The organism is Pedobacter frigoris (assembly GCF_032678645.1).
Lineage (GTDB): Bacteria > Bacteroidota > Bacteroidia > Sphingobacteriales > Sphingobacteriaceae > Pedobacter > Pedobacter frigoris_A.
Genome location: NZ_JAVTSP010000002.1, coordinates 684861 through 711539 on the forward strand (window position 1 = coordinate 684861; position 26679 = coordinate 711539).

At 41.2% G+C, this 26679-nt stretch carries 10 protein-coding genes; 6 read left to right on the top strand and 4 right to left on the bottom strand.

The genetic code is table 11. The features are described from left to right. Positions 1-27: 27 nt before the first annotated feature. The 5 genes from R2Q78_RS09330 to R2Q78_RS09350 all read left to right on the top strand — a co-directional run bounded on the left by R2Q78_RS09330 (position 28) and on the right by R2Q78_RS09350 (position 17857). A complete protein-coding gene (locus tag R2Q78_RS09330) occupies positions 28-13233 on the top strand; it encodes a putative Ig domain-containing protein (RefSeq protein WP_316791086.1) in 13206 nt (4401 codons plus the stop codon). A 57-nt stretch (positions 13234-13290) separates the two neighbouring features. After that, positions 13291-14286, top strand: coding sequence for a PorP/SprF family type IX secretion system membrane protein (locus R2Q78_RS09335; RefSeq protein WP_316791088.1), 996 nt, complete (start codon positions 13291-13293; stop codon positions 14284-14286). 38 nt (positions 14287-14324) lie between these two features. Then, entirely contained in the window at positions 14325-16322 is a 1998-nt protein-coding gene (locus tag R2Q78_RS09340) for an OmpA family protein (protein ID WP_316791090.1), read from the top strand. 605 nt (positions 16323-16927) lie between these two features. Then, the gene (locus R2Q78_RS09345; protein ID WP_316791092.1) at positions 16928-17422 is read left to right on the top strand and encodes a GAF domain-containing protein; all 495 of its coding nucleotides are present in this window, start codon (positions 16928-16930) and stop codon (positions 17420-17422) included. 66 nt (positions 17423-17488) lie between these two features. Next, positions 17489-17857 (top strand): DUF2116 family Zn-ribbon domain-containing protein, encoded by a 369-nt coding sequence (locus R2Q78_RS09350; RefSeq protein WP_316791094.1) that lies wholly within the window; start codon positions 17489-17491, stop codon positions 17855-17857. A gap of 14 nt (positions 17858-17871) precedes the next feature. Here R2Q78_RS09350 and R2Q78_RS09355 read toward each other — a convergent pair whose 3' ends face one another. Further along, entirely contained in the window at positions 17872-21045 is a 3174-nt protein-coding gene (locus R2Q78_RS09355) for a LamG-like jellyroll fold domain-containing protein (RefSeq protein ID WP_316791096.1), read from the bottom strand. Between the two features lie 110 nt (positions 21046-21155). On the opposite strand from R2Q78_RS09355, the gene R2Q78_RS09360 reads away from it, so the two are divergent. Then, positions 21156-21353, top strand: coding sequence for a PID-CTERM protein-sorting domain-containing protein (locus tag R2Q78_RS09360; RefSeq protein ID WP_316791098.1), 198 nt, complete (start codon positions 21156-21158; stop codon positions 21351-21353). Positions 21354-21361: 8 nt separating this feature from the next. Here R2Q78_RS09360 and R2Q78_RS09365 read toward each other — a convergent pair whose 3' ends face one another. The 3 genes from R2Q78_RS09365 to R2Q78_RS09375 are packed head-to-tail and all read right to left on the bottom strand — an operon-like array spanning position 21362 to position 26672. Further along, a complete protein-coding gene (locus R2Q78_RS09365; protein ID WP_316791100.1) occupies positions 21362-22216 on the bottom strand; it encodes an N-acetylglucosamine kinase in 855 nt (284 codons plus the stop codon). Positions 22217-22234: 18 nt separating this feature from the next. After that, positions 22235-23551: a TolC family protein gene (locus R2Q78_RS09370; protein WP_316791103.1), complete on the bottom strand. Its 1317-nt coding sequence runs from the start codon at positions 23549-23551 to the stop codon at positions 22235-22237. A 7-nt stretch (positions 23552-23558) separates the two neighbouring features. Beyond that, the gene (locus R2Q78_RS09375; RefSeq protein ID WP_316791105.1) at positions 23559-26672 is read right to left on the bottom strand and encodes an efflux RND transporter permease subunit; all 3114 of its coding nucleotides are present in this window, start codon (positions 26670-26672) and stop codon (positions 23559-23561) included. Positions 26673-26679: the final 7 nt, after the last annotated feature.

The following is a 26679-nucleotide window of genomic DNA, read 5'->3' on the forward strand; positions in this document are numbered from 1 at the left end:
ATTTTAGATAATCTCAATTCCTCTCTTATGAAATGGACATCTACCCTACCAGGAAATTTTAAAAGGTCTGTTGCTATACTTATATATTTATTAGCTATAACGCTGATAGGTTCTAAATCGTATGCACAATCCAGAATTTATGCAACTGAAGAAGTTCATACCGGGCCATATACTGGTTTGGGTTGTGGACTATTAGGTCTTGGTGCTTGCAACATAACCACAGTTAATAACCCAGGGAATGCTTTGACATCAGATAATTCAGCTACAAGAATTATCTCGAACGCAGGGCTTGCGTTGGGGCTTGCTTCATTTCAGGGAGAACTTGAATTGAAATTTCCAAGTACGGTAGCAGCAGGGAAAACTTCCTACATAAGAATTAATGTAGCGAATCCAGATCTTCTAAATACACTGCTTGGAGGGAACTTAGGGAATGTTCTGACAAATGTAGTTGGATCGGTAGTTTTGGGTAACCGTTATTTTGAAGCTGGGGCAAGAATGGGAACTGGAAGTGTAAATAATGTAACTTTTGGAAATAGTTCAAATCCATTTTCTACAGAAAACATTAAACTCATCAAGGATGCAAATGGGTATTATTATATTGCAATAACACCAACGGCAGCTTATGATCGTGTTTATATAAAAGATTTTACCAACGCAGTTTTAGGACTAGGGGCCAATAGCTACACAGATGTATATTATGCTTTTCATGGCGACGGAACTAATCCTTGTGTTCAAGCTTTCGCAACATCGTATGAAGGTACTGGGCTTACCGCAGATCTTTTAGGGTTGGGTAAAGCCGGCGTTACCGATATCGAAAGGGCAATAGATGCTGACCCGGATAATTATTCACAAATTAGCTTAGGCGCTCTTGGAGTTGCAGGAACGATTAGTCAGAATGTTTATTTTGAAACATTATCTAATGCCGGAGATGAATTTAACGTTAAGATTCAGGTTGCTCCGGCTTTACTTAATGCAGGATTATTAAATAATGTTACCTTGACAGCTTATAATGGCGCAACTGAGGTATATACTGGAAATCTTTCAACTTTACTTGATCTCGATTTACTTGGATTACTGAATACCGGGCAACCAGCAGCTGTGCCTTTTGCTCCCGGAGTGCCATTTGATCGGGTAAAGGTTACGTTATCATCATTACTAAATATTAGTCTTACGCAGACGTTTAATTTATATTCAATAAACCGATCTGCAGCGCGGCCAACCTTTATAGCGCCAGCTTCGAACATTGTGAATATATGTTCAGGCTCAAGAGCCGATCTTACAGCAACAACAAGTGCGTTAAATGAATTGAGATGGTATGAAGCAGCTACAGGGGGACCGGCTCTTGCTACAACACCATCTACAGGAACATATACTACCCCCGCACTTACAGCGAATAAAACATATTATGTTTCTGCGAGAACAATTGGGTGTACCGAAGAATCATTAAGAGTTCCTGTTAATATAATTGTAACCCCAATACCACTTCCCCCGGCGGTATCAACTGTTGCTCAAATTTGTTCAGGATCAACGGCGGTTTTATCAATTAATAGTCCAACACCAGGAAATACATACCGATGGTATACAGATGCCACAGGAGGTACACTTTTGGCAACTGGCAATAGCTATACTACTTCCGCACTTACAGGAACAACTACTTTTTATGCTGAAACTGTTACTGGTACTTGCGTGAGTCCTTCTCGTACTGCAGTGGTAGTGACTGTAAATGAGCTACCAAATATTCCAATAGTTACTACAGCTAATGAAACAATCAGCGCAGGACAAACTGCAACGCTTGCAGCTACGGCTGATGCGGGTAATACTATTAAATGGTATGCTTTACCAGCTGGAGGCGCTGCCCTTGCATCAGGTAATACTTTTACCACGCCAATCCTGAATACAACTACAACATATTATGTAGGGACTGAAAATGCATCTGGTTGCTCAAGTGCTACCAGAGTCCCTGTTACGGTAACAGTAACAAATGGACCTGCAAATCCAAACTGTAATGCTGCAATAAGTCAGCAAAGTGGAATTGAAGGGATTTGCCTGGCTTGTAGTATTCTGGATGCTGGTAATTCAACTGATGCCGACTTAAATAATTTTACAAGAATTAATCTTGCAGTTGGGGTGGGTGCGGTTGGTTATCAGCGACTATTGTTTGCAAGTCAAGGGTCAACTACAGATAGCATCCGTCTTGATCTGGAAACGCCAACCGGATTAGCAGATGTTGGAGTGCTTGGAGGAATTACCGTAAGGGTCATGAACGGTACAAATGTAGTGGTAACTTATCCGTTAAACTCGAGCTTACTAAATTTAAAGTTGCTTAGTGGCAACAGATTTAAAGTTACTTTACCTGCAGGGGGAGTTTATGACCGTGTAGAAGTTCGTTTTGGAGCATTGGTTTCTGCTTTGAGCAGTCTTAATATATATGGGGCTGAGATTATTTATCCGAATCCAACTGTAGCTTCAACCGGATTATTCGCTTGTTCAGGAAGTACAACAACATTAAATGCATCGGCAAATGGTGGTACCATATTAAAATGGTATGCAGCTTCAAATGGTGGTGTAGCGCTCGCAACGGGAGAAACATTTACAACAGGAGCGTTATCAGCTACAACAACTTATTATATAGAAGTAAGTAAAGGTACATGCGCTAATTCTCAGCGGGTACCAGTTACTGTCACGGTTAATCCTCCTATAACTTTTGCAACGACTACTTTAAGTAATGCCACTGTAGCTTCATCTTATTCCAGTCAGATTAACTCAGCTACTGGAGGGACACCTGGATTTACATATGCACTATCCCCAGGAAGTAGTTTGCCTGCTGGCTTGACTTTGTCATCCAGCGGTATTATAGGTGGTACACCATCAACAGCGATTAACAATGCTACATTTTCTATCGTCGCAACTGATAGCAAAGGTTGTTCATCAATTACAGCATTTGCATTAAATGTGACGCCTGCTTTAGCATTACCGGCGGCAGTTTTGCCTAATGGTATTGTTGGTACAGTTTATCCAACACAAACAATTCCTGCTGCCACTGGGGGAACTACACCTTACACTTATACAGCATCCAATCTTCCTCCGGGATTAACATTTAATGTTATAACGCGAGAGATTACTGGTACGCCAACTCAGGTTGGTACTTATACCATACCTGTTACAGCTACTGATGCTAACGGTAATACGGTATCACGAGATTATACAATTATTGTAAGAGATCCTTTAGTTCTTCCTACAGCAACTTTAGCTGATGGAACAGTAGGTGAAACTTACTTAACTCAAACTATTCCTTCTGCAACAGGAGGTAACGGGCCATATGTTTATAGCGCCACAACAGGTTTGCCTCCGGGATTAACCTTTGATCCTTTAACCCGTCAAATTACGGGTACACCAACTCAAGTTGGAACATTCACTATTCCTGTGAAAGTAACAGATGCTGATGGCTCTACAATTACTACTAATTATACAATTAAAGTCAGTGATCCATTATTACTCGCAGGGAAAGTACTTCCAGACGGAACTGTAGGAACCGTATATGTTACTCAAAATATTCCTGCAGCTACGGGAGGTACAGGACCATATACGTATGTTGCATCTAATTTACCTCCGGGCCTGTCTTTCAATACTACCACCCGTGACATTACCGGGACACCTACACAGTCGGGTAATTTCAATGTTAGTGTTAAAGTTACTGATGCTGTCGGGGCAAATGTCACGCAAAATTATTCTATTAACGTAAATGGTGTGTTGTCGCTGCCTACAGCTGTCTTGCCAGATGGACTTGTGGGTACTTCATATCCAACACAGACTTTGCCAGCTGTATCTGGTGGCACAGCACCATATACTTATACTGCAACAGGATTGCCTGCAGGGTTGAACTTTGATCCGGCAACACGTCAGATTACAGGTATACCAACAGTAGGAGGAAATTATAATATTACCTTAAAAGCGACTGATAATACTGGATTGTCTACGACTACTGATTATTCATTGTTGGTTAATGTGGGTGCACCAGTTGTAGCCGCTGCAACGACATGCAGTGGAACGACAGCGACACTTTCGGTAAGTAATATGATTTCAGGTGTTGTTTACAAATGGTATGGAGCGTCTGGAAATACGGTGTTATTTACAGGTACCACATATACTACAGATGTATTAACATCAAATACGACATATTATGTTGAAGCGAGCTCAGGTTCGGCTGTCAGCAGTCGTACCCAAGTTATGGTTAGTATCAATGCAGCTCCCGCTTCGGCTACAATAGTTACAAATAATGAGACTATTAGTTCTGGGCAGACAGCTACGCTTCAAGCAATTGCTGATGCAGGGAATACCATAAGATGGTATGCTAATCCAACTGGAGGTGTGGCTCTCGGCACGGGAACATCATTTATCACACCGGCATTATCTTCAACAACAACTTATTATGTTGAGACACAAAATGCATCAGGTTGTTTCAGTCTGTCAAGGGTGCCGGTTACGGTTACTGTAACAAGTACCCCGGTAAATCCGAACTGTAATGCAGCGGTTGGTCAACAAAGTGGTATCGGCGGTTTGTGCTTATTGTGCAGTGTTCAGACGCCTGGGGGATCAACAGATTCAGACCCGAATACATTTACTAAAATTAACCTTGCTGTAGGTGTAGGCTCTACGGGATATCAGAGATTGATTTTTGCAAGTGCCGGAGCCGCAACAGACAGTATTCGCCTGGATCTCGCAACACCTGTTGGTTTAGCAGATGTGGGAGTTTTAGGAGGGGTAACGGTGACAGTGATGAACGGTTCAAATATCGTCGCAACTTATCCTCTGAATTCAACCCTACTTGACCTAAAGCTGTTAAGCGGAAACAGATTTAAGGCAACACTTCCAGCCGGAGGTATTTACGACAGGGTAGAGATCAGTTTTGGAGCTCTTGTTTCAGCATTAAGTAATTTAAGTATCTACGGTGCAGAAGTAATTTATCCAAACCCTACACTCGCATCGACAGGTCAGGCGATCTGCTCAGGTAGTACAACTATATTAACTGCCACTGCAAATGGTGGTACGACACTAAAATGGTATTCATCACCAACAAGTACAACAGTTCTTGCAACGGGAGGGACTTTCACAACTGGGACATTAACTTCGACAACAACATATTATATAGAAGTAAGCAAAGGCACTTGTGCTAATGTACAAAGGGTTCCGGTGACAGTTACTGTTACTGCTACACCTTCTAACCCTGTGGTCGCTGCAGTAGCTCCTGTTTGTTCAGGGTCAACAGCAACACTAAATATCAATAGCCCGGTAACAGGTGTAATCTACAACTGGTATACCGATCCTACAGCGGGAACTATCGTTGGTACAGGAACAAGTTATACAACAGGAGTATTAACAGCTGATGCTACGTATTATGTAGAAGCTGCTGCAGGTTCATGTGTAAGTGCGGCACGTACTGCTGTTACCGTTACGGTAAATCCACTACCTACACCAGTTGTAATTACCAGTAATAACGAAACAATCAGCTCAGGACAAACTGCTACTTTATCTGCGACTCCGATAGTAGGAGCCACGATTAACTGGTATGCAGCCCCTACGGGAGGTGCAATTTTAGCCAGCGGTGTTTCTTTTACAACTCCAGCACTTACTGCAACGACAACTTATTATGCTGGTTCCGTTAATGCATCAGGGTGTGCTAGTGCAATCAGAACTCCAGTTACAGTAGTGGTTATTGGCGGTCCTGTAAATCCTAACTGTAATGCTGCAACTAGTCAGCAGAGTGGTGTAAATGGAATTTGTTTACTGTGTACAGTACAAGATGCCGGTAATTCGGTCGATGATAATTTAACGAACTATACAACGATCTCATTACCTGTGGGCGTTGGCGGTTCAGGATATCAAAGACTAATCTTCGCCGGTACAGGAGCGGGAACAGATAGTATCCGTTTAAATCTTGAAACCCCAACAGGTCTTGCAGATGTAGGAGTACTTGGAGGTATCCAGGTAAGAATCATGAATGGAAGTATTGTTGTTAATACTTATACACTTAGTTCGTCATTACTTAATTTACGTTTGCTTAGCGGTAATCGCTTTATAGCGACATTGCCTGCAGGAGGAACTTATGATAGGGTAGAGGTGAGAGCAACAGGACTTGTTTCAGCTTTGATCAATCTCCGTATTTATGGTGCAGAGATAATTTATCCTAACCCTACAGTTTCGGCTTCAGGACAATTGATTTGTTCCGGATCTGCAACCACACTCTCAGCTGCGGCAAATGGTGGTACAACTTTAAGATGGTATGCTGACGCCACAGGAGGAGCGCCTCTGGCTACTGGCGAGAATTTTACCACACCAATCTTAACGGCAAATACAACCTATTATGTAGAAGTAAGTAAAGGAAGTTGTTCGAATCAAATACGAGTTCCTGTAAACGTGGTCGTGACCACAGCTCCGGCAGCTCCGGTTGTCGCAACAGTTGCACCTGTTTGCTCAGGGTCTTCTACTCCAATTTCTATATCTAACCCTATTCCGGGAACTACATATAACTGGTACGCTGACCAAACTTCAGTAACCCCTATTTTCTCTGGCACTATATACACAACACCGGTATTGACTGCAAATACTACTTATTACGTAGAAGCTGCGAATGGTACCTGTATAAGTGCAACGCGTACTGCGGTATCAGTAACTGTTAATCCTTTACCGGTGCTGCCACAAGTACAAGCTTCAGCAACAACTGTAAACGCAGGGCAAACGGTGATATTAACTGCCTCATCAACTGACGCAAATGTTACGTTTAACTGGTATACCTCGGCTACATCAACAATTCCGGTTTACTCAGGGTCTACTTATGTAACGCCTCCGTTGATGACTACCACTACGTATTACCTTTCAGTTAACTCAACCATCACAGGCTGTTCGTCAGCTAGCAGGGTACAGGTTACTATCAATGTGAATGGAGGAGGAAGCCCTAATCCAGTGCCATGTGAAGCTCCGACTACGCAAGTTAATGGGATAAACGGACTTGCAGTTCTTGCAGGCGTATTCAATCCTCAACTGGCTATTGATAATGATACTAAAACAGCATCGTCTCTGGTGATGCCGGTTGGTCTCCTTGGTGCGTCAGTTTATCAGCGCGTTGGTTTCGCCAATCCATCAAATGTTGGAGATACTGTAAGGGTATTGTTGACAGCTCCGGGTAAGCTCCTTTCTTTAGGTCTATTGTCGGAGATCAGGATCGGTACTTACAATAATAATGTAAGCAACAATGATGGACTCGCAATAAATAATCCATTGATCCGTCTTGAACTGCTGAGCGGTAATACAGAAGCTCTTATTTCTTTTGTACCAACTCAGGTCTTTAATCAGGTAGAAGTTAGCATTAATGATGGACTTGCTGGCCTATTAAAAACAGTGGATCTGAATTATGTACAACGTGTCGCAGTGGCTCCTAAGGTAGTTTCGGCAAATGTGACTGCGTGTGAAACTCAGACCGCTCTTTTAAGCGTTCAAAGTCCAAATGCTGGAATTACGTATAAATGGTATGATGCGACAGGAAATTACCTGGCAGATGGTACCACATTTACTACCCCTGCATTAACAACAAATACCAGGTTTTTTGTAGAGGCTAATACAGCCTCAGGATGTGCGAGCTACAGAACAGTTGTTAACGTAACCGTAACGCCTAAACCTCAGCCTCCAGTGTTGGTATCACCTACAGTTAATGCTTGTACAGGAACTGATGTTATCCTTTCAGTAAGTAACCCTTTGGTAGGTATTACCTACAAATGGTACGATAACAACGGTATATACCAGGCAGATGGAACAACATTTACAATTACAGGTATTACCGGCACCGTAAGCTACCTGGTGGAAGCGGTAAATTCTTGCAGTGTTGCATCATCAAGAACTACTGCTACAATTAATGTAGGTATCATAGATAAGCCTGTGGTGACTCCTGCTTCGGTTACCATAAGATCAGGTTCTCCAGCTGTATTGACGGCAACATCAAGCACAGTGGGGGCTACGTTTAGATGGTATGATAGTCCAGTATCTACAACGGTATTGTCTACAGACGCTCGTTATGAAACAGCTTCATTAGTTAACAATGGAACCTCACCATTAACAATAACTTATTATGTTGAAGCTTTTGTCTCTGGAGGCTGTACATCAGTTCGCACATCCGTTGATGTAATTGTTATTCCTAATGGCGTACCAACGGACGTACCTTGCGAGGCAGCTGTTAATCAGGTGAGAAGCGGCGTTGATGGGATAGCATTGCTAACAGGTGTATTTAATCCACAGCTTGCGGTTGACAACGATGTCGAAAGTGCTTCTTCTTTAGTGATGCCTGTAGGCGCGTTAGGTGCTTCGGTTTATCAGCATGTTGGATTTACAGGACTTTCAAAAATTGGTGATACCGTAAAAGTACGTATCAGCTCTCCTGGAAAACTACTTTCATTGGCTGTATTACCTTCCATCGAATTAACAACTTACAATGGATCGACCAGCAACAATGATGTAGTCGTTGCCAATAATCCATTAATCCATCTAGAATTATTTAGTGATAACAGCGGAGCGATTTTATCTTTCGTACCTCAGAAAGAATTTGATGGTGTTGAACTAAGATTAAGATCGGGTCTTGCGGCAGTATTGACTACGGTAGATTTCAATTATGCACAACGTGTAATTGCACATCCGACCGTGGAAAGTACTTCAGCTATTGTCTGTGCCGGTTCTTCAGCTACTTTAGCAGTGAAGAATCCTGCGTCAACTGGTATTACCTATAAATGGTACAGAGGAACAACTTACCTGGCTGACGGAGCTACAATTTCTACCGATCCGGCCTTGGCAGCAGGAACATATGATTATTTTGTTTCAGCAAACCGCAACGGATGTGAGAGTGTAAAAACAAAAGTGATTGTAACTATACTGTCTGCACCTGATGCGCCGGAAGCTAATGCAAATCCGCTTACTACATGCCCAAATACTCCGGTTACTTTGAGTGTTAAAGCTGTTGCAGGTGTATCTTTCAACTGGTATACTGCCGCTGTAGGTGGAAATCTTTTAGCTGCGAACACAAATACCTATACAACACCTGCAAGTTTGGGTGTTGGCGTTCATGATTTCTATGTAGGTGCTGTTAATGGTAATTCTTGTGGCAACACCACTGGAAGAACTAAAATCACACTTACAGTAAATCCTACTGCCGTTGCTACAGATGTTACAGTAACAGGTGCTGGCGCCCCATTCTGTTCAGGTACAAAAGCTACTTTAAAAGCAACAAGTACTACGGTTACATCTCCTGTATTTACCTGGTATACCGATCCTTCACTTACCAATGCAGTGTTTACTGGTGATACATTTATAACAGATGCACTAACCGGAACGATAACTTACTATGTAACTGTAAGGGGAACCAATAAATGTGCAAATGCAGCAGCTGAAGCAAAAGTTGTGACCCTAATAGTGAATCCTCCTGCAACAGCAGCCGATCTCGATGTGACTGGTGCAGGTTCGCCAATCTGTTCAGGTACTACTGCTATCCTGACAGCTACAACTACCACGATTACGAATCCTGTATTCACATGGTATACAGATGCAGCCTTGACAAATGCAGTATTTACCGGAGATAAGTTTACGACACCAATGCTTACAACAAGCAGAACTTATTACGTAACAGTAAAAGGAGATAATAAATGTGAAAATCTAGCTTCAAATGCAGAAGTTGTTGTGATAACCGTAAATCCGCCGGCATCAGCATCCGATATTATTGTGGATGGGGCAAACACTCCATTCTGTGCAGGAAATACGGCTAGTCTTGTTGCCAGTACAACAACAGTAACTAACCCTGTATTTACCTGGTATAGCGATGCCAATTTAACAGTTGTTGTCTCGAATTCAGCATCGTTTACTACGCCTCCGCTTACTGCAACTACTACTTATTATGTTACCGTTAGGGGACTGAATAAATGTGAGAATACTGCTGCTACAGCAAAAATTGTCACCGTTACTGTTAACCCTCCGGCTTTAGCGAGTGATATCAACGTTGTCGGTGCGGGTGCACCACTTTGTGCCGGAGCTTCAGCTACGTTGACAGCTAGTAGTGTTACTGTTGTGAGCCCTGTATTTACCTGGTACAGCGATGCCGCATTAACCAATGCGGTGTGGACAGGACCAACATTCAATACAGGAGCACTCAGTGCCACAACTACTTACTATGTTACCGTTTCAGGATCAAACAGATGTGCGAATACAGCGGCTAACGCTAAAGTTGTGAAAGTAACTATAAATCCACCAGCTTTGGCTTCGGATATCAGTGTTACCGGAGCAGGGACTCCATTGTGTGCAGGTACAACTGCTACGCTGACTGCGACCAGTACAACTGTGACCAATCCAATATTTACCTGGTATAGCGACCCGGCACTTACAACCGCGGTTTGGACTGGAAGTGTATTCAATACTCCTTCAATCACTACGACCACAAATTACTACGTAACAGTTAGGGGAGCTAACAAATGTGAAAATACAGCAGCCAACGCAAGAGTAGTAACACTAACAGTTAACCCTCCTGCTTTAGCTTCAGATATTAATGTTACTGGTGCAGACAATCCATTGTGTTCTGGAACGTCTGCTAGTTTGGTAGCCAGCAGTACTACGGTTACAAATCCTGTATTTACCTGGTACACAGATGCAGCATTGACTAATCCAGTGTGGACGGGGGCAACATTTAACACGCCAGTACTCACAGCCACGAAGACTTATTATGTAACCGTGAGGGGCGCTAATAAATGTGCAAATACAGCGGCAAATGCTAAAGTTGTGACTATAACTATAAATCCACCAGCTTTAGCTTCGGATATTAATGTAGCGGGTGCGGGCAGTCCATTGTGTGCAGGTACAACTGCTACTTTGACCGCCAGTAGCACGACTGTAACTAACCCTGTATTCACCTGGTATAGCGATGCCAATTTAACAGTTGTTGTCTCGAATTCAGCATCGTTTACTACGCCTCCGCTTACTGCAACTACTACTTATTATGTTACCGTTAGGGGACTGAATAAATGTGAGAATACTGCTGCTACAGCAAAAATTGTCACCGTTACTGTTAACCCTCCGGCTTTAGCGAGTGATATCAACGTTGTCGGTGCGGGTGCACCACTTTGTGCCGGAGCTTCAGCTACGTTGACAGCTAGTAGTGTTACTGTTGTGAGCCCTGTATTTACCTGGTACAGCGATGCCGCATTAACCAATGCGGTGTGGACAGGACCAACATTCAATACAGGAGCACTCAGTGCCACAACTACTTACTATGTTACCGTTTCAGGATCAAACAGATGTGCGAATACAGCGGCTAACGCTAAAGTTGTGAAAGTAACTATAAATCCACCAGCTTTGGCTTCGGATATCAGTGTTACCGGAGCAGGAACTCCATTGTGTGCAGGTACAACTGCTACGCTGACTGCGACAAGTACAACTGTGACCAATCCAATATTTACCTGGTATAGCGACCCGGCACTTACAACCGCGGTTTGGACTGGAAGTGTATTCAATACTCCTTCAATCACTACAACCACGAATTACTACGTAACAGTTAGGGGAGCTAACAAATGTGAAAATACGGCAGCCAACGCAAGGGTAGTAACACTAACAGTTAACCCTCCTGCTTTAGCCTCAGATGTATCTGTTTCAGGAGCAAATCCTTTGTGCGAAGGAGGGACAGCTAGTCTGACAGCCAGCAGTACTACGGTTACAAATCCTGTATTTACCTGGTACACAGATGCAGCATTGACTAACGCTGTATCTACAGGGCCAACATATAGTACACCAGTCTTAAGCGCAACGACAACTTACTATGTAACCGTGAGAGGCGCTAATAAATGTGCAAATACTGCCGGAACTGCAAGGGTAGTAACGATCACAGTTAATCCACTACCTATTACTCCGGTTATTGCTTCAGCAGGAACAAGTATCTGTAGTGGTGAGTCTACGGTATTAACAGTTCAAAATGCACAAACCGGCGTTTCATATATGTGGTATGACGTTGCAAATGGTGGTACATCTATATTTACCGGTACACAGTTTACTACAGGAATATTAAATGCAAATACTGACTTCTATGTAGTTGCAATAAGTGCCACTGGATGTGGAAATGCTACAGGAAGAGTTAAAACAACTGTGACTGTTTCTCCAAAACCACTTGTTCCAACTGTTGCCTCTTCATCTGTAAATGTATGTGCTGGAAGTGCAGCTGTGTTAACAGTGTCAAATCCGCAGACAGGAGTAATATATAAATGGTATAGTACTGCTGTAAATGGAACTGAGCTTGCATCAGGAACCAGCTTTACAACGCCTGGTATTACAGTGGCTACGATATATTATGTAGGCGCTTCTACGGCAACATGCATAAGTACAAGCCGCACTGCAGTTACGGTAACGCCGACGGCTATTCCATTGCCACCAGCTTCTTTATCAGGAGTTTCCGGTCCATTGTGTTCAGGGTCAAGTACAGTACTGACTGTAGATAACTCTGATGCTACACTTAGCTATCGTTGGTACAATACAGCAACGGGAGGTACGGCATTGTCTACCGGAACATCATTTACCACACCGGGATTAACAGCGACAACTACTTATTATGTTGAAGCTTCTAATACTCTTACCAGCTGTACAAGTGCCACGCGTACTCCAGTAGTTGTAACAGTTCTTTCTAAACTAGATGCTCCAGTAGTGTCAGTTCAGTCAGCTACATCTACCAGCATTACGTTCCAGTGGAATGTTGTTGCTGGAGCTACAGGATATGAAGTTTCTCTTGATAATGGATTGACCTGGATACCGCCTACTTCAGGCACGACATATCTTGCTGCGGGTTTACAACCAGATCAAAGTGTAACCATCAGGGTGAGGGCAAAAGGACAACTGGATTGCCAGTTAAGTGACGCAACATCATTAACAGCAAAAAGTGAAAATCCTCTGGGTAATACTGTTTTTGTTCCAAACACATTTACACCAAATAATGATGGTAAGAACGATATATTCCTGGTATATGGAAATACAATTGCCAAAATGAAGTTGCGTGTGTACAATCAGTGGGGACAATTCATATATGAATCATTAAGTATTCAGAATGGTTGGGATGGAACATATAAAGGCGATATACAGCCGAATGGTGTATATGTTTATTACCTGGATGTTGAATTTAATGATGGTACAAAAACAACTAAGAAAGGTACAATAACATTATTAAGATAGAAGATGAGTCCAGTTAATATGAACCATTTACCTAAAACCTCGAAAAACAAATTTGTTATGAAGAAACTAATAAAAATACTGGCAATAGGAGCATTTTTAAGTTTGGGAGCCTTAAGGGTTACAGCCCAGATTGATCCTCACTTCTCACAATACTATGCACACCCTTTATGGTTAAATCCTGCGTTGACAGGGGTGACTGATGGAGAGTATAGAGTTTCACTCAATGCAAAACAGCAGTGGGGATCTATTTCAAACTCATTTTTAACTGGTGGCGCGTCATTCGACATGGCACCAGTTAAAAACTTAGCCTTTGGTGCGATGGTCTTGAATCAAAATGCAGGAGACATTAGTTACAATCATTTAAGTGCATTGGTTTCCGGAGCATATAGGATTCATTTTGGAAGAGCTGGCTTAAACATGATTAATTTTGGATTACAGGCAGGTATCCTGAATAAGAGCTTTGATCCTTCGAAGATTACATTGGGCTCTCAGTTTAACCCTATTACCGGATATGATCCAAATTTCGGGATAAATGAATCATTTGTATCTTCCAATACTCTTGTTCCTGATGTAAATGCTGGGGTTATGTTTTTTGACGGGAATCCTGATCAAAGAATAAACACATTTGGTGGGGTAATGGCCGGACACATTACAAGACCGGTGGATAAGTTTTTGGGCAACAGTGTAAGAATGCCAATAAGATATGCTGCTCATGGTGGTGCAAGGGTACGAGTATCAGAGGTACTTGATATCACTCCTAATGTGCTTTACATGAAACAGGGTAACGCACGGGAAATTGCCGCGGGTGCTTATGCACAACTGATGTTAAATCAGGAATCGGATTTGCTTTTTGGTTCAAATTACCGGGTTGATGATTCAGCTATTGCATTTTTTGGCTTACACCTGAAAAATATGGTGTTTGGATTAAGCTACGACTTTAATACATCCAGCTTGAATCGTGCCACCAGAAGTCAGGGTGGATTAGAACTCTCTGTTTCCTTTACAAGCAGAAAAGGAATTATAGGTCCTAACTTCTTTTGCCCTCGATTGTAACAACGAATAGAATAATAGAAAAACATAATTTCATACAGATGAAACTGCTTAAAACATTGATGATCCTTTGCCTGTTTGCAACTGCAGCCAATGCTCAGTTTGTAACGAATAGTAAAAGAGTAGCGGATGTATATTTTCAGAATAAGGAGTATTATGCTGCCGCTGAATACTATAAAAAGGCGTTGCAAATATCCCCGGATAGTGCAGGTTTTGTTATTCCCTATGGTTTTGAAAATAAGATCAAGGAAGAAAGCCCCAAAAAGGATGACTATGAGTATAGCGTATTCCAGTTGGCTGAATCACTAAGGTTGTATAAAAACTTTACTGATGCCGAAAAGTGGTATGCCATAGCCATGGAATTCACTAGTCCAAAATATATATTGAGCACATTTTGGTATGCTGAAACCTTACGTGCCAATCAAAACTATAATGAGGCAATTACAGCGTTCAACAGGTTTCTCGCAAAATATAAAGTAAATGATGCTTATTCAGTTAAAGCTAAATCTGAAATAGCTTCCTGCCAGTTTGCCCTTTACGAATTGCGTTACCCAAGGCTATTCATGTTGAGTAAACTTCAGAATGACATCAATGACAAAGGGTCGAACTATACACCAACTTTAAAAGGGGGTAGTTTTTATTTTACTTCTTCTCGTCCCGTTAGCACCTCTGGTAGAAAAGAAGTATTGACTGATAAGAATAATGAGAAAGTAACGAGGAAAGAAACTCCTTATTTAAATGCAGTATATGAAGTTTCAGGAAATCCTTTGACAGAAAATGTTTCTGTTAAAAAACTTCAGGTTATCAGCAAAGACCGCGAGTCTGCAGCGCCGGCATTTCATCCAAATGGGAAGTTGATGTATATCACAAGCTGGACAGCTCAAAACGATAAAAAGATTTATCAGCTAAATATAGGTGCGGATGGAAAAAGCTGGTCGGATCCTGTTGAGTTAGGTAGTCAGGTTAACGTTAAGGGCTTTAGCTCGATACAGCCATTTGTTACCAAAGATGGCAAATATCTCATATTCTCGTCTAACAAGCCAGGAGGCTCAGGTAAATTTGATTTGTGGTATTGCCCGCTTAGAGGAGATGGCTCACTGGGTCAGGCTATAAATTTGGGAAATACCATCAATACTACAGAAGATGATCAGGCCGCGTACTTTAATAGCCAAACAAACAAATTATTGTATAGCAGCAACGGACGAGTTGGAATGGGGGGATTTGACTTTTATGAAAGCGAAGGTGATTTTACTAAATGGTCAGAGCCTAGAAATCTTGGGTACCCGTTTAACTCATCCAAAGATGATATTTATTTTACGCCTTCTCCAGTTTCCGAAAATGAAGGTTACATCAGCTCAGACAGAGAATCGTTATGCTGCCTTGAGATGTTTCACGTAAAAAAGGAATTTCTTACGGTAAAAGGAACAATATTAGACTGTAATACCCTAAAGCCACTTTCCAATGCAACGGTTACATTGACTGATTCACTAGAAGTAATAAAATTCGTTACTGATGAATCTGGTAAATATGCGTTTAAAGTAAATACCAATCGTAAGATCAAGATCACAGCAGAAAAAGACAAGTACTTCAGTAAAGTCATCAATTTCAGTTATGATGATCTTGCAAAAAAAGACACATTATTTAGTCCTGATATTTGTCTTATCCCGTTTGAAATGGACAAACCCATAGTGCTTAAGGATATTTTATATGAATTCGACAAAGCTACATTGACCGAAGATTCGAAAACAAAGCTGGATTATCTGTATACAATTATGGTTGATAATCCAAAAATTGAGATTGAACTCAGTGCCCATACCGATAGTAAGGGGGTTGAAATTTATAACCTTGATCTTTCTAACAGGAGGGCAAAGTCATGTGTAGATTATCTGGTTTCTAAGGGGATTGATATCAGCAGGATGACGAGCAAAGGTTATGGAGAAACCGTTCCAATTGCGCCCAATGAATTCCCAAATGGGAAAGATAATCCTGAAGGACGCGCGTTGAATAGAAGGACTGAATTTAAGGTGACCAAAAAATAATACTCTTTTATTAGATTGAATTCACAGGGCATATTAACTATGCCCTGTTTTTGTTAGAAATAATTACGCTAAAGTTTCATTTTTACAGCTACCGGTACTGCAGATGGTGGACCTGGTACATTGAGAAGGTTTCTGGAGCAATGGCTTGTCCGTAGCATAAAGCAGACAACAGGGGCAATCAAGAGAGGTTAATTAGTGATTTCATTATGATTCAATCCGACTGAATTATCAATAATAGGATTGTTTTTTTATAACGCAATAAAATATCATAAAATCATTGTCAATGCCATTGATTTTTCGGATGATTATTTTCTTCATATTGAGAAAAACTTTGCCCCACTTTAAAAAAAATCATTTTTAACACGGGTAATTATTTGTCAGATCTTAAAATTTTTATTTAAATTATTAGCGTCAATAAAGTGCTGAAAATTGAATATGAGACAAGTTTTTCCCCAAAAAGAATTCTTAAATTCCAGTTCTTAAAAAATCAGGTATGGTAATTGTTTAATCCTATCAAACATCACTAATTGCTTGTTATCAATTCGTTGCGGGTATTGTTAAAGCATGGGGAGGTGAAGGATTAAAAGAAAATCAAGATGATTGGAATGGATATTATTGCTCCAGACGAAAAGGAGCGCATTGAGAATTTGAACAAGTATAAAATTATTTATACAAAGTCTGAACCCGTATTTGATCAGTTAGCTGCTATTACAGCAACCATGCTAAATACACCTGTTGCGATGATAAATTTTATAGATCGTAATACTGTGTGGACAGGCAGAACTGAAAATAACATGAATAATGATGACAGCACTAATTTGTGCTCTTTGGCAGTACTTAAAGGAAGTGAAAATGCATTTCAAAATGCAACGAAGGAGTTGTTCCTGATTTCAAATCCCTTGATCGCTGGAGAATACGGCCTTAAATTTTACGCAGCAGCACCGATAACCACCGATGACGGGTTTCATGTCGGTTCTGTTTGTATTGTTGACAAACAACACAGAAGTTTTAGTGAAGTTGAGCGGCAGAAATTGGAATGGGTCGCTTCTATGGTAAGGTTAGAAATGAATAAGAGAATTGCGCTTCACGCCTGCGCCTAAAATATAAAAGCAGTCTTATTTGGTTATTTTCATAAATAGTGAGGAGCTTTCCGTAAAATTTGTTTTATGGAAAACGGAAAGGGTTGTTTTTTTTGCAGCCGCTCCATTAAAGGACGATCAGATAAGAGGTTTTGTAGTGATGCTTGTCGAAGTAGTTACAATTATACGATCAGGAGACGGAAGTCAATGCTTTTGATCAATAATATTAATTATACTTTAACAAGGAACAGGCGTATACTGAATAAGATGATTACAGCCGGGCGCACGCAAGTGAACAAAGATGTTTTACTAAGCGAGGGGTTCGATTTTGACCATTATACCAGTGTCGTCAGTGAAGGTGTCGTTACTTATTGTTTTTGTTACGACCTGGGATACCAGATCATCGACGAAGAGTATGTTTTGCTGCTGAAAAGAGATGATCAGTCTGTTTTGTAGGCCTTTAAGTTTATTTATTCTTTAAGTACTTTGAAATGTCTGATGCCCATAGCATCAGATACTTGTAGTATATAAAGACCTTTTTCTATTTTATCTATTCCTGATAATATATTCTCTCCGGGTTTTAATTTACGACGTATAATCAGCCGTCCGAAAAGATCTCGTAATGTAATCGTATACTCAATATTCGTTGCTGTTTTTAAAAATAGGTTATCCTTAAAAGGATTTGGATAAACCGTTAATTCTTCAACACCTGTATCCGACTCTTGATCTTGTAGCTGCAGTGAAAATCGTCCACTGCCATAGCTTTCCTTTATTGCCGGATCAATTATAAACTCATATAAATAATTTTTACCTGTTAGCCTAAGACTTTGATTTAAGTATTTGTCGAGAAGAAATACCGCAGCCCCTTTAAAATCTTCAACACCATTTAGTGCCAATTGATATTTCCCAGCTTCCCAACCTTTAACATATAGTAGTACCTCCCCGCTTAACGATCTTTCATTTATGGCAAGATTCTGCCCCTTTACCAGACACGCAATGCTTACATGCCCCTCATCTATTTTCAACGCATCTCGATCATCTAATCCGTCGTTACCGGTGATAAGGAATTTAACTTTACAATGCTGTTTGAAAATCCCTTTTGAAAGTTCAATAGTTAATGTATTCACTTCATTAGTTGCACCCGGTACATTGATCACCGAAGTTTTGATATGTGCTGCGGGAGCGGGGGGTATTGAAGTGTCAGCAAAATATTTGCTGGTTTCATTAAATGTGATGGCACCATTAGAAAAGCCGTTTTTAATCTTTACAAAAAAGGCACTTCCCGAGAGAATATGCGTTTCCGGTAGATCACTTACTGTATAGGCGTTATTTAATGGGTCAAATAACCAAACAAAGTCAACCAGATTTTCTTTATTTAAATTCCCCCATCTTATGGTTGTAGGGTAAGGATTGCCAATTAAATTGAAGCCATCTCCATCTTTTCCTTCATTCCTGTTATCAAGTGTAATAGATAAATTCCCAGTATGAATAAATCCAGAGTGAGTAAGAATGTAGCCTTTTGGGTTTAAGAATGGGGTGTTTTGTATCTGCTCTATATAAGCATTTGCTGAGTTTTTGTCCCCTCTCGAAAATACGCAAAGACCCTTTCCAAAAGGGATGTTTGCCAATGTATTGGCTATTGGTACATATTTTTGAGAAAGTTTTCCCGATACAGACTGGTCGTGGGTATAAATGGTTGCACTGTTCAAAGGTGAAGGATCAAAACCGTTAATTACACCTCCCAGGCCTGTAACGAACATGCCATTTTGTATGGCTGCTATGGTATAGCTCTTTCCACTCTGATTTTCAGAATGATAGACAGGTGAAGCAAGGAGTTTCCAGCCCCTGGCAGTTGAGGGTGCAGGATAGTCACCGTCGATGTATTTCTGAACATGGACAATTCCAGCAACAGCTGCTGAGTCTGTATTTAGTATAGGCAATAATGAAGCCGTTTCTTGTTGGTTCGCCAGTAGTTTGAGGTAGCCGTTTGAGTTGAGTGTACCCTTGCTTAATTTTACCGCTCCTGATACTAACATAGGTGCATTCATCAATAGTACATTTGTCCCGCGGGATTGGGTATTCTCTAGTCTATAAATATTTGTAGTTCCGCTGCCACCGAAATGTTGAACAGGCTGGCTGCCAGAAAAAATTAGTGAGCCACGACTCTGAACCATAGAAATGTTTCCATGATTGATGACGTCTCCACCACAGTTTAAAGAAGCATTATCACCGAAAGAGATTCTTGCCATTGGCTTAATCTCCACTGTGCAGTTCACCTTCAGTTTGCCTTCGATTAAAAGTAGTGATCCGTTCTCGAGTATAATGCTGTTGCAGCTGAAGTTTTGCATGGCACCAATCTGGAGTACCTTGCCGGCCTCGACAACAACGTTTGAATTTGATGCGGGTATTAAGCCATTTTGCCAGTTTCCTGATGTCGCCCAGGAAGAACTGAGCGCTCCTGTAAACCTTGAGCGTTCTGCAGGATTATATTCCTCATTGGATATATTATAAAAGTCAGCGGCGTTCTTTTGGTTTTCATATTCGGTCTGAAGCCATGGCATGGTTCTGGGAAGCTTTTGTATCCTTAATTCATCCACAATTCCTTTAAAGGACAATGAGCCAGATTTGTTTATGCCAATTCTGATACTACCGCCAGGGCCCAGTCTTTGCAATGTGCCTGATCTGCCGAGGTCTGTAACTCCATTTACAAAAAGATTATTATCCTTCCCATTTGATGTAGCACACACATAATACCACTTGTCTCTTTGCAATTTAATATTGCCGGTACTGACGAATGCTGCCGAAGTTGCTCTGCGCATTTCAAATACAAGGTTGTCGTTTGTATTTACCTTGAGTGTATACCCATTAGTGCCGAAAGTTCCGCTGGTATCATTACTAATGATTACCTGTTCCTGTCCTGTTGCATTCAGTTTGATCCATGCTGATATCGTGAGGATCGTGTTTATTTCCTCACCTGTAGTCATATATTGTGTGGTTCCGTTAAACCGTATCCCGGAGCCCAGTAATGTGGTGTTGGCGTCTTCGGGTCCCATCCCCGGGCTTCCTGTCAGACGGTTTTCAGGAGCCTGGGTTTTGGCATCTGTGCTGATACAGGGCAAGTCATCCAGGTTCATATGCCAAACCCTGCTATACTCGTTGTCCGTCCAGGTATTCTTAGCAGATGAACCTTCAGGATCATGTAAAACAGATGAACCATAATACAAGAAAACGGAGGTAGGGGCAGAGGCACTCATATTAGCTGATAGGGAAGGGATTTTTACCCACAATCTTAGCTTGCCCGTAGACGCATCATAATGCTCTAGCTGGAAATTAAGCGGGCTTGCAGCAGCCGTGCTCAACGCTACACTTATGTCTCTTCCTGCCATATCTCTGATCTTGTTTCCACAATTACCGGGTACATGAATAAGGTCGGGATCAATTAACTCAATTAAGATAGGGAAGTCGGTGAGGTCATAATAAATAGTATTTGATTGGACGCGAACGGTAATAGGTGATACTTTATTCTTATCAATCGTGATCTTTTTCCTGTAACTGTAATTGCTCATCCAGGATTGTCCAAAAGATTGATGTTGAAATAAAAGAACTGTAAAAGTAACCAGACATGAATTTAAAAACTTACCCATATTTATTTGCATGTGCAAATTTGTATAGTCTAGAGGTTAATAGTCGGTTATTCTACGCTTATTTTATTTAAGAGTTGTTTGTTCTGATGAAATTAGATGAATTTCGCCGTATGATAACAAAGTTTAAACAACTGAAAACTTGCATTTTGTTGATGGTACTTATGAACATGAATACCATGGCAATCGCCCAGGGCGATCCGGGATTACCTGGTGAAGATCCTGATGTACCAATAGATGGTGGTGTTGGTCTGCTGTTACTTGCAGGGGCAGCCTACGGTATCAAAAAGATCAGAGAAATGAATAGCTGACACCTGGTTTAAACCAGGATACCTTCTTTTTTCAGGATATAGTTGTAAATTCCTTCAATAGGCTTTTGGTAGATTTTTCCCAATTTGACATCATTTTCAAGACAAATTTCACGCAAAATGTCCTGATAATAAAAAGCTATTGATCCAACAAAGTGACAATCGAGGTTTTTGTAATTTTTGTAATCTTTGATATTGGTGTCAACAAATTCCTGAAAACCCTCACGAAGAATATCTATAATCCAGGGATGGTCACGGTGACCGGCCATAAAGCGGCTGATGGAAGCAAGATAGGTATTCGGAAAAGATTTTTGATAAACATTAGTGATGACTGTTTCTTTATCTACCTGATAGGTACTTGCAAATTCTTTACTCAGGTCAGCAGGCATTTTTCCATAAAGATAGGTGGTAATCATTTTGCGGCCAAAATAAGTGCCCGCTCCTTCGTCACCCAGCACATAACCCAGACCATGAACGCCATTGTGTACATCCTTTCCATCGTAATAGGAAATGTTTGATCCTGTCCCCAAAATGCAGGTGAGGCCCTCCTTGTCGCCACAGGTAGCGTAGGCAGAACCCAGTAAATCATGTTCTACAGAGACATAGGCTTTCGTGAAAAATGAAGAAATCCCATTGGATATCACTTCAATTTTATCAGGCGAAGAACACCCCGCCCCAAAAAAGTATATTTCCTTAACTTTATCCGCATATTCCGCTATTTCCTTTTTCTTGGAAAACAACTTAAAGATATCATGGGCATTTAAGAAATAAGGATTTATACCTTGCGTACTGAAGTTGATTTGTTCATTCGGGCTGTAACCCATCCAATCGGTTTTTGACGAACCACTGTCTGCTACTAGAATCATTTGATAAAAATAGTAATCTTATTGAATATTTAAAGTACCGCTGATCTCTTTTAAGCTGATTTCTGTAAGTTTTGCCTGATATTGAGCCTCGAGAAATCTTGTGATCGCGTCAATTGAATTTTTTTGAGCCTCTCTTAACTCGAGTGGAGCAATACTACCTAACCTATATTTTTCAAGGGTAATGTCTAGGCTTTGTTTTGCAATGTCCACGTTGTTCCGCTCTACCTTAACGAGATCAAGGTTAGTACTGTAATTCTGATAAGCAGCAATCAGCTGGGCATTGATGTCTTGTTTTACTTTATCAAGCGTCAATTCGGAAGAACTGATCTGTATTTTGGCGTTACGTTCATTTTGTCTTTGCAGGAAGCCATTGAATATGTTCAGACTGGCGGTCACGCCATAGGTAAAGCCATTTGCCTTTTGCTGGGTATTGAAACCCGTTGGACTGGAACTTTTTTGAAATTCATAACCGCTGTTTACAGCTACCACAGGATAGCGCTGACCTTTAACCTGCTTCAGATTCAGTTCGGCTATCTTTTTATTGATGAAAGCATTCTGTAAATCCGGATTCAGCTGTTCCAATTGGGAAGCCAGAGCTGTATAATCCAGTTTTGCATCAATATCTATCACTTCATCTACCTTGAAATCTGCATTAAGATCCCTGGCCATCACCTGGTTTAGTGTGGTTTTGGCCGTCTTTAGTAAATTCAATTCCTGCAGGTAAGCTGAAGTATCTGTATTGTAATCTACTGTCGCCGTCAATACATCCAGTTTAGAGCCTCTTCCTATGGAGAGTTTATTATTTGCTATTCTCAAACGAAGCTGTGATACATCTAAAGCACTATCTCTGGCTATTACAAGTTGCTGCTCCTTTAACACCGTGTAATAAGAATTTACTACTGCACTAATGGTAGTTAGGATAGTTGCTTTGGCATTTACCTCCCCCAATTTCTGAAGCTCTTTGAGCCTCTCATAATTGGTAAACATCTGCAGGCCGTCAAAGATTGTCCATCCAAGAGCCACACCATAACTCATATTGCTGTTTCTTACATTATTTAATGTTTGCTCAGCACCGCTACTTTGAGTTCTGGTCGTATTCTGAATACTGCCACCTTCACTGAAACTGGCATCCAGTCTTGGCAAAATGCCGGCATTACCTGCGTTGACATTGTTTTTAGCGATCTGAACATCATTGTTCACCAGTTTGATGTCATAGTTGTTTTTTAAAGCAATGCTAATGGCTTCCTGGAGTGTTAATTTTTCCTGAGCAGAGACAAGCTGGAATGAACACACCAGCATGACGATCATTGAAAATAAATTTCTATTGCGCTTCATACCCCAATTATTTTTCGTTTTCATTCTGGATGCTATCCTTTGTTTCTAGAGATGCCTGCAGGTCTTCATTTACTTTATGTTCCTTAGACCAGTAAGAATATATGGCCGGTATTACAAATAAAGTAAGTACCAGCGAAAATGTTGTCCCTCCAACAATTACGATACCCATGCCCATTCTGCTTTTTGCAGCAGCACCCAATGCCATTGCAATAGGCAATGCACCAATAGCGATGGCCAGACTGGTCATCAAGATCGGCCTCAACCTGGAAACTGCCGCTTCTCTGATGGCATCATGTATACTTACTCCTTTTTCTTTCAGTTGATTGGCAAATTCAACAATAAGAATACCATTTTTAGTCACCAGACCGATCAGCATGATCGTCCCGATCTGACTAAAAATATTCCAGCTTTGCCCAAATAGCCATAAAGATAAAAATGCTCCGGCCACAGCCATTGGTACAGTCAAAATGATAATGATTGGATCAATAAAACTTTCAAATTGTGCGGAAAGGATCAGGTACACCAATAGCAGAGCCAGACCGAATGCAAATAATGTGTTAGACGAACTCTCTTTAAAATCCCTGGATTCACCACCCAGATCGGTAGAGAAACTTTCATCAAGCACTTTCTCTGAGATTTTATCCATTGCGGCGATTCCCTCACCAATGCTTCTTCCCGGTGCAAGTCCGGCAGATACCGTTGCAGAGGTAAACCTGTTATTTCTGTAAAGTTGCGGCGGACTACTTTCCTCCTTTGCGGTTACCAGATTGTCCAGTTGTATCAGTTCTCCCTTGTCATTTCTAACATATACGGAGCTCAGGTCCAGCGGATCCTTACGGTCACCTACTTCAAACTGTCCGATCACCTGATATTGTTTTCCATTCATAAAGAAATAAGAGAACCGTTGACCACTTAATCCCAGCTGTAATGCAGAGCCAATGTCAGCTGCTGATACGCCCAGATTCTTGGCTTTTTCCCTATCGATAGTGAGGTCTATTTCAGGCTTATTGAATTTAAGGTTTACATCAGAAGTAGTAAAAGTGGGATCCTTTGATACTTCATCCATAAACAAAGGCACCTTCTCTCTTAATTTTTCAAAATTCTGTGCCTGGATGATGTAGTTTACAGGTAAACCTCCACGTCTTCCAACCGAAATAGTTGGTTGTTGAGTTACCGTCACTTTTCCCTCACTATACTTGCGGGTCATGCTGGTCAGCTTTTGTGCAATCTCAGCCTGTGTGCGTTCCCGCTCTCCCGGATCTACAAGGCCCATCCTTACAAAACCACTATTCGTAGAACCAGAGCCACCAAAGCCAGGAGAAGTAATGGTAATATTTACTTTCTTTTCAGGAACAGAATCCGTTACCAATTGCTGTACTTTCATAATAAAACGATCGGTGTAGGCAAATGAGGAACCTTCAGGTGTAGTAATGTTCATGTTGATTGCACTACGGTCATCATACGGAGCGGTTTCTTTAGGTAATATTATCCAGAATAAAGCAATTAGTCCAACGCACACTGCAATGATTGGAATAGCCAGCCAGCGCCTGTCCAGGAATTTATTGAGCTTTTCTTCATAAACCTCGTTCAGTTTAACGAAATAAGGTTCCGTGAGGTCATAAAATCTAGATTTCTTATGGCCTGTTTTTTTCATAAGGTATGCATTCAGCATTGGAGTAAGTGTCAGGGACACAAATGCCGAAATCAATACGGCCGCCCCGATTACAATCCCGAATTCCCGAAAGAGCCGTCCTACGAAGCCCTGGAGGAAAATTACTGGTAAAAATACTGCTGCCAGGGTAATGGAAATAGAGATTACCGCAAAGAATATCTCATTGGATCCTTTTATGGCGGCCTCAAAAGGGGAGTAACCTTCCTCTACCTTTTTAAAGATATTCTCTGTCACTACAATTCCGTCATCCACCACCAGTCCTGTTGCCAAAACAATGGCTAGCAGCGACAGTACATTGATGGAAAATCCGAAAATGTACATGATAAAAAAGGTAAAGATCAATGATACCGGAATATCGATCAATGGTCTTATGGCAATAGCCCAATCTCTGAAGAACAGGTAAATGATCAGGATAACCAAAATCAGAGAAAGGATAATGGTCTCTGCCACCTCTGTTACCGACGATTTGATGAACTTGGTGGTATCCAGAGAAACGTTTAATTTAATGTCTTTCGGAATGTCTTTTTGCAATTGTTCAAACCGCTTGTCAAATTCCTTGGAAATATCCAGGTAATTGGCTCCGGGCTGAGGAATTAAACCTACGGCAACCATCGGCTTGCCAGATTCCCTCAAAACGGTTTCTTCATTTTCAGAACCCAGGGCCGCATATCCGATATCCCTTAATCTAACGATGTTGTTGGAATCGGTTTTCAGGATCAGGTTATTAAATTGTTCTTCATTCGTTAGTTTACCTAATGTTTTTACGATCAGCTCTGTGTTAGCCCCAGTTATTTTCCCTGAAGGAAGCTCTACGTTTTCCTTGTCCAACGCGCTTACAATGTCTTGTGTTGTGAGACCGTAAGCAGCCAGTTTATCCGGTGAAATCCTAATCCGCATGGCATATTTCCGCTGACCCTGTATCTGTATGCTGCTGACACCGGAAATGGTTTGTAAACGTTCCGCAATCACATTTTCAGCATAATCGCTCAATTCCATTACATTGCGTTTATCACTTTGTATGGTCATGGTAATTACCGCATCAGAGTTGGCATCGGCCTTACTTACGACAGGGTTTCCGTCAATGTCTTTAGGCAAACTTCTGGCTGCCTGAGATACTTTGTCACGTACGTCATTAGCCGCATCGTCGATATTTTTGTCCAGGTTAAACTCGATAGTGATATTACTGGTTCCCTGATTACTGGAAGAAGAAATGTTCCTGATCCCGTCAATCCCATTGATTGATTTCTCAAGAGGCTCTGTAATCTGTGATTCAATGATATCGGAATTGGCACCCGGATAAGAAGTTCTCACAGAGACTACCGTTGGGTCAATATTTGGGAATTCCCTGACACCCAGAAAATTATATCCAATGACCCCAAATAGCAGGATCATTAGGTTCATTACAATGGCCAGAACTGGCCGTTTTATACTCGTGGTTGAAATGCTCATAAGGTGA